The organism is Janibacter sp. CFPM2_SD2, from assembly GCF_057364645.1.
In genome coordinates this window covers 1-5,724 of sequence record NZ_JBNFOF010000200.1, presented here as the reverse complement: position 1 = coordinate 5,724, position 5,724 = coordinate 1, and the positions used below count along the sequence as shown (strand labels likewise).

5 protein-coding genes and 2 pseudogenes are annotated in these 5,724 nt (G+C 73.4%); 2 read left to right on the top strand and 5 right to left on the bottom strand.

Features of this window, described 5'->3' with window-relative positions; genetic code table 11:
- The 4 genes and pseudogenes from AC2W7J_RS15190 to AC2W7J_RS15175 form a co-directional block, all read right to left on the bottom strand.
- Positions 1–824: pseudogene (locus tag AC2W7J_RS15190) on the bottom strand (hypothetical protein); the annotation flags it as partial.
- Positions 821–1,351, bottom strand: coding sequence for an ATP-binding cassette domain-containing protein (locus tag AC2W7J_RS15185; protein WP_485983412.1), 531 nt, complete (start codon positions 1,349–1,351; stop codon positions 821–823). The gene AC2W7J_RS15185 and the pseudogene AC2W7J_RS15190, both read right to left, overlap by 4 nt.
- A 6-nt stretch (positions 1,352–1,357) precedes the next feature.
- Positions 1,358–1,776: pseudogene (locus AC2W7J_RS15180) on the bottom strand (ATP-binding cassette domain-containing protein); the annotation flags it as partial.
- Positions 1,773–2,441 (bottom strand): TetR/AcrR family transcriptional regulator, encoded by a 669-nt coding sequence (locus tag AC2W7J_RS15175; RefSeq protein WP_485983410.1) that lies wholly within the window; start codon positions 2,439–2,441, stop codon positions 1,773–1,775. The pseudogene AC2W7J_RS15180 and the gene AC2W7J_RS15175, both read right to left, overlap by 4 nt.
- A 167-nt stretch (positions 2,442–2,608) precedes the next feature.
- Between AC2W7J_RS15175 and AC2W7J_RS15170 the strand changes: the two genes are divergently transcribed.
- Positions 2,609–3,169 carry a nucleotidyltransferase family protein gene (locus AC2W7J_RS15170; RefSeq protein WP_485983409.1) on the top strand — a complete coding sequence of 187 codons (561 nt, stop codon included), beginning with the start codon at positions 2,609–2,611 and terminating at the stop codon, positions 3,167–3,169.
- Here the strand turns inward: AC2W7J_RS15170 and AC2W7J_RS15165 are convergent.
- Positions 3,160–4,395 carry an XdhC family protein gene (locus tag AC2W7J_RS15165; RefSeq protein ID WP_485983407.1) on the bottom strand — a complete coding sequence of 412 codons (1,236 nt, stop codon included), beginning with the start codon at positions 4,393–4,395 and terminating at the stop codon, positions 3,160–3,162. The two genes, AC2W7J_RS15170 and AC2W7J_RS15165, sit on opposite strands and share 10 nt — an antisense overlap.
- A gap of 113 nt (positions 4,396–4,508) precedes the next feature.
- Between AC2W7J_RS15165 and AC2W7J_RS15160 the strand changes: the two genes are divergently transcribed.
- On the top strand, positions 4,509–5,724 hold a 1,216-nt coding region (locus tag AC2W7J_RS15160; RefSeq protein ID WP_485983405.1), incomplete at its 3' end, for a DHA2 family efflux MFS transporter permease subunit.

Sequence of the window (5,724 nt, the reverse complement as noted above, 5' to 3'; positions counted from 1 at the left end):
CGGCGGCGGCCCGGTCCGCGCGGCACGAGCTGACGCCGCCGACGTCGCGGCGGGTCGACAGCCACAGGGCGAGGGCGAGGAGCAGGGCGGTGGTGCCCAGGCTCAGGGCGAAGGGGAGCGCTCGCGTCTCCCCGAAGGCCGCCACTTGTCGTACCAGCCGAGCGGCGTGGCCCACAGGGCCGGGCCTCGTCGATGGCCGCGGCGCCGCGGACGAGGTAGGCGGCGAGGGCCACCGCGAGGCTGGCGGCCCACACGCTGCGCTGGTAACCGAAGGCCTGGGCGAGCACCGCGCTCACCCCGACGAAAGACCGCCCCGAGCGCGGCGAGCGCCGCGCCGTAGGCGATCGACCGCTCGTCTGCGCGCCGGCGGCGACGAAGTCGAGGGTCGTGAGGACCCCCAGGCCGACGAGGGCCGCGAGGGCGACGACGACCGCCGCGACGAGCGGGGCCTGACGGCCGACCCGCGAGGCGAGCAGCAGCTCGAGGCGCCCGGCTTCCTCCTCGCGGCGGGTGCCGCGGACGGTGAGGGCGATCGCGAGCAGCGGGATGCCGAAGGCGACGACGAAGCCGAGCTCGTTGACCAGCACGCCGCCGAGGGTGTCGGTGCCGGCGACAGCGCCGTTGAGCACCCGCATGCCGGGACCGGCCGTCGTCTCGGCGTAGGAGCGCAGCTTGTCGGGGGTGTCGTAGAGGCCGGTGATCGACGTCGTCGTCAGCAGCACGATCGCGGTCAGGCCGAGGACCCAACCGACGACGGCCTTCCACCCGGTGCGCCACTGCACCCGCAGGCTCGTCCCGACCCCCGCGATGCTGAGCGCACTCATCGCTGCTCACCCGCACCCTCGCTGGCTGAGGTGCGAGCGCCGGCGAGCCTCGAAGCCGGCTCACCCCGGTACTGCTCGAGGAAGAGGTCGTCCAGGCTCGGCGGCTCGATGGTCAGCGTGTGCACCCCGGCGGCGTGCAGCCGGCCGACGACCTCGGCGACGTCCTGGGCCTCGACGTGGCAGCGCGTCTCGACGCGGCCGTCGACCTCCCCTTCGTCCAGGGCGGTGACCCCCGCGACCCCGGTGAGCCCGGGGGAGACGTCGGTGACCGCGTGGACCCGGCTGCTCGTGCTGCGGCGCAGGTCGGCGAGGGTGCCGGTGGTGACGGTGCGGCCGGCGCGGATGATGCTCACCCGGTCGGCGAGGGCTTCGACCTCGCCGAGGATGTGGCTCGAGAGCAGCACCGTCGTGCCCTCGGCGACGCGCTCGCGGACGCACTCCTGGAAGACCTGCTCCATGAGCGGGTCGAGGCCGGAGGTCGGTTCGTCGAGGAGCAGCAGGTCGACGTCGGCGGCGAGGGCGGAGATGAGCGAGACCTTCTGCTTGTTGCCGGTGCTGTAGTCGCGGGTGCGCTTGCGAGTGTCGAGGTCGAAGCGCTCGACGAGGTCACGTCGCCGCCCGTCGTCGAGTCCGCCGTGCGCCCGCCCGAGGACGTCGATGCACTGGCCGCCGGTCAGACCGGGCCAGAGGGTGACGCCGGCGGGCACGTAGGCCAGGCGCGGTGCAGCGCGACGGCATCGCGCCACGGGTCGCCGCCGAGCACGGTGATCCGGCCGGCGTCGGCGCGGGTCAGGCCGAGCAGGACCCGGATCGTCGTCGACTTGCCGGCGCCGTTGGGCCCGAGGAAGCCGTGGACCTCGCCGGCCTCGACGTGCAGGTCGAGACCGTCGAGGGCGTGGGTGCTGCCGTAGGTCTTGTGCAGGCCCTCGGCATGGATGACGGCGTCGCTCATGCGGACTCCTCGGACGAAGGGGGTGGGGTCCCGATGTCGCCGTCTGCGGCTGTATCGGGTGTGGGCAAGATTGCCGCATAGAAGCGCATCGCCTCGTCGCCCCAGCGGGCGAGACCCTCTCCGTGGAGCGGGTCGACGCCGAGGATCTGGCGCCAGTGGTCGGCGAGGAAGAGGGTGCCGAGGTCGGAGGACATCGCCAGCGCCGCACGCATCTCGGGGTCGGGGCCGGCGACGAGCTTGCCGGCGGCGTCCCAGATGCGGAAGACCTCGACGGTGCGCCGGTGCCACGCGGTGAGCAGCTCGGTCGCGAGCGGGTCGCCGCTCATGAGCAGGCGGCGCAGGTAGGGCACGATCGGGGAGCCCTCCGGCAGTGCCTGCTGGAGCATCTCGCCGATCGAGGACCACTCGGCGGCCTGCATGTCCTCGGCGAGGTCGGTGTCGGTCGACAGGTCGAAGAGCTCGTCCATCCAGGCGCGCACGTGCTCGACGACCGCCTCGCGGAGGCCGGCCTTCGACCCGAAGTGGTGGACCACGAGTGCGGGCGACACCTCGGCCCGCTCGGCGATCTGTCGCATCGTCACGGCGTCCTCGCCGCGCTCGGCGAAGAGCTCGAGCGCGGCATCGCGCACCCGCGCCCGCCCGGTCCGATCGTCGACTGAACTCATGTTCAGCAGGCTAAACCTGCGTTCAGTCCCCGGTCAAGGACGCCGCATTGCCCAACGGCAATGCTCACTCCACGCTGCATTGCCGTTGGGCAATGCGCGCCCCCGGTCCCTGAGGAGCTTGCTCTGCAAGCGTCTCGAAGGGCCGGCACCTCCCTACAGTCGTGCGCATGGCCCTCGTCCACGGACTCCTCCTCGCCGCCGGCGCCGGCCGGCGGATGGGCCGGCCCAAGGCCCTCGTCACCGATCCCGACGGCACGTCATGGCTGGCCCGGGCGGTGTCCGTCCTGGACGAAGGGGGTTGTGCCGCAACGCTCGTCGTTCTGGGGGCGAGTGGGGAGCAGGCGGAGCTGGACCTGCCGCACACCGCGTGGACGCACTGCCCGGACTGGGCGAAGGGGGTGGGTCACTCCCTTCGTCATGGCTTGCGAGTGCTCGGCGAGGGTGAGGCCGACGCCGCCCTGGTCCACCTCGTCGACCTGCCGGACGTCACCGCTGCCGTGGCGCGGCGGTTGCTCGGGGGAGAGGTGGGCGGGGGCTCCCTCCGCCGGGCGGTGTACGACGGCAGGCCGGGGCACCCGGTGCTCATCGGCCGCGACCACTGGGCGCCGCTCGTCGCCGAGCTCGACGGGGACCGTGGGGCCGCGGACTACCTGCGGCGGCACGACGCCGAGACCGTCGAGTGCGCCGACCTCGCGACCGGGCAGGACGTGGACCGGCCTCAGGAGTGAGGGTGGTGGATCGGGCCGCCCCGGTCCGACAGGCGCGAGCCGGCGCCGCCCCAGCGCAGCGAGATGATCTCGGCGGCGATCGACACGGCCGTCTCCTCGGGGGTGCGGGCGCCGAGGTCGAGGCCGATGGGGGAGCTGAGCCGCGCGATCTCCTCGTCGGTGATGCCGACCTCGCGGAGCTGCGCCAGGCGCTGGTCGTGGGTGCGGCGCGAACCCATCGCGCCGACGTAGGCGACCCGCTCGAGGCGGAGGGCGACCTCGAGGAGGGGGGTGTCGAACTTCGGGTCGTGGGTGAGGACGGTGAGGACCGTGCGCGCGTCGATGCGACCGGCCTCGGCCTCCTCGTGCAGGTACTCGTGCGGCCAGCGCACGACGACCTCGTGCGCACCCGGCAGCCGTGCCGCGGTGGCGAAGGTCGGCCGGGCGTCGCACACGGTGACCCGGTAGCCGAGGAGCCGGCCCTGGTCGGCCATCGCCGAGGCGAAGTCGATCGCGCCGAAGACGATGAGCCGCGGCGGCGGCGCGAAGGCCTCGACGAAGACGCGCATGCCCTCGCCGCGACGTTCGCCGTCGGGCCCGTAGGTGAGGACCTCGGACAGGCCCTGGGCGAGCAGCCCCCGGGCGTCGTCGGTCAGCGCCGCGACCTGTCGGGTGTTGAGCTTCCCGCTCCCTGAGTGGGTCCCACGTTCCGCGTGGGCTGTCGCCCCGCGACCGTCTCGAAGGGAGGTGCCCTTCGAGACGCTTGGCCGCGGGCGGCCTCGCTCCTCAGGGACCGGGGGAATGGAGTCGCCCTCCGGCCGCACGACGAGCCGCCGGCCGACGAGGCCGGGGTCCGGGTGCTCGATGACCGTCGCGACGGCGACCGGTCGGCCCGAGCGGATGTCGGCGACGACCTCCGGCAGCTCCGGGAAGGTCGTGGCGGACACCGGCTGGACGAAGAGCTCGAGCTGCCCGCCGCAGGTCAGGCCCACCTCGAGGGCGTCGCCGTCGCTCACCCCGTAGCGGGTGAGGACCGGGCTCCCTTCGGCCGCGACCTCGCGGGCCAGCTCGTAGACGGCCCCCTCGACGCAGCCGCCCGAGACCGACCCGACGGCGCGGTCCTCGTCGACGAGCATCGTCGCGCCGGGGGGGCGCGGGGCGGAGTGCCACGTGCCGGTGAGCGTCGCCAGGCCCACGGACCGACCGGCGTGCCAGGCGGTCTCGAGGTCGTCGAGGACGTCGTGCACGGGCACTCCCTTCGGTCGGCGTTGACGCCTGCGCAGCCTAGGCCGGTGGGCCCGGCCCCGCCTCCCGACGACGCATGGCGGGACTGTCAGCCCTCGGGCGTAGCGTCCTTCCCATGACGACCCAGGCGGGCCAGGCGCCCGTGCTCAGCGACGACGAGTTCCCCGACAACCCGTGGCCGGCGCTGTGGGCCCTCGTCGTCGGCTTCTTCATGATCCTCGTCGACGTCTCGATCGTCTCGATCGCGACGCCGGCCCTCATGGAGTCCTTCGACACGGGCATCGAGCCGGTGCTGTGGGTGACGAGCGCCTACCTGCTCGCCTACGCGGTGCCGCTGCTCATCACCGGGCGCTTCGGCGACCGCTTCGGGCCCAGGCGGCTCTACCTCACCGGGTTGGCGATCTTCACCCTCGCCTCGCTCGCCTGCGGGCTTGCCCCGACCATCGGCTGGCTCATCGGCGCACGCGTCGTCCAGGGCCTCGGTGCGTCGATGATGACCCCGCAGACGATGGCCGTCATCACCCGCACCTTCCCGCCCGCGCGGCGCGGGTCCGCGATGGCGCTGTGGGGTGCGACCGCCGGCGTCGCCTTCCTCGTCGGCCCGCTGCTCGGTGGCCTGCTCCTCGACTCGGCCGGCTGGGAGTGGATCTTCTTCATCAACGTGCCCGTCGGGATCATCGGCTTCGTCGCCGCGGCCCGGCTCGTGCCGCGGCTGCAGCAGCACGCGCACCAGATGGACTGGGTCGGCGTGGGCCTGTCGGCCATCGGCCTCTTCCTCGTGATCTTCGGCCTGCAGGAGGGCGAGGGCCACGACTGGGGCCAGATCGTCGGACCGCTCACCGTCCCGATGCTCATCGGCGCCGGGGTGCTCGTGCTCGTCGGCTTCGTCGTGTGGCAGGCGCGCGGCCCGGCCGAGCCGCTCGTGCCGCTCGGGCTCTTCCGCGACCGCAACTTCTCCCTGTCCAACCTCGCGATCACCACGATGGGCCTGTCGGTCACGGCGATGATGTTCCCCCTGCTCGTGTGGCTGCAGAGCGTGCGCGGCTACACGCCGACCGAGGCGGCGCTGCTCATGGCGCCGCAAGCCATCGCATCGATCGCCCTCGCCCGCCCGGTCGGCCAGCTCGTCGACCGCATCCACCCGCGGGTGCTGCCGACGCTGGGGCTGGGCGGCTTCGCCGTGACGCTCTTCGTCCTCTCGCGCCTGATGACCCCCGACTCGTCGATCGTCGCGGTGTGCGTCGCGATGACCTTCATCGGTGTCACGGGGGCCTGCATCTGGGGCCCGCTCGCGACGACGGCCAACCGCAACCTGCCGATCCACCTCGCCG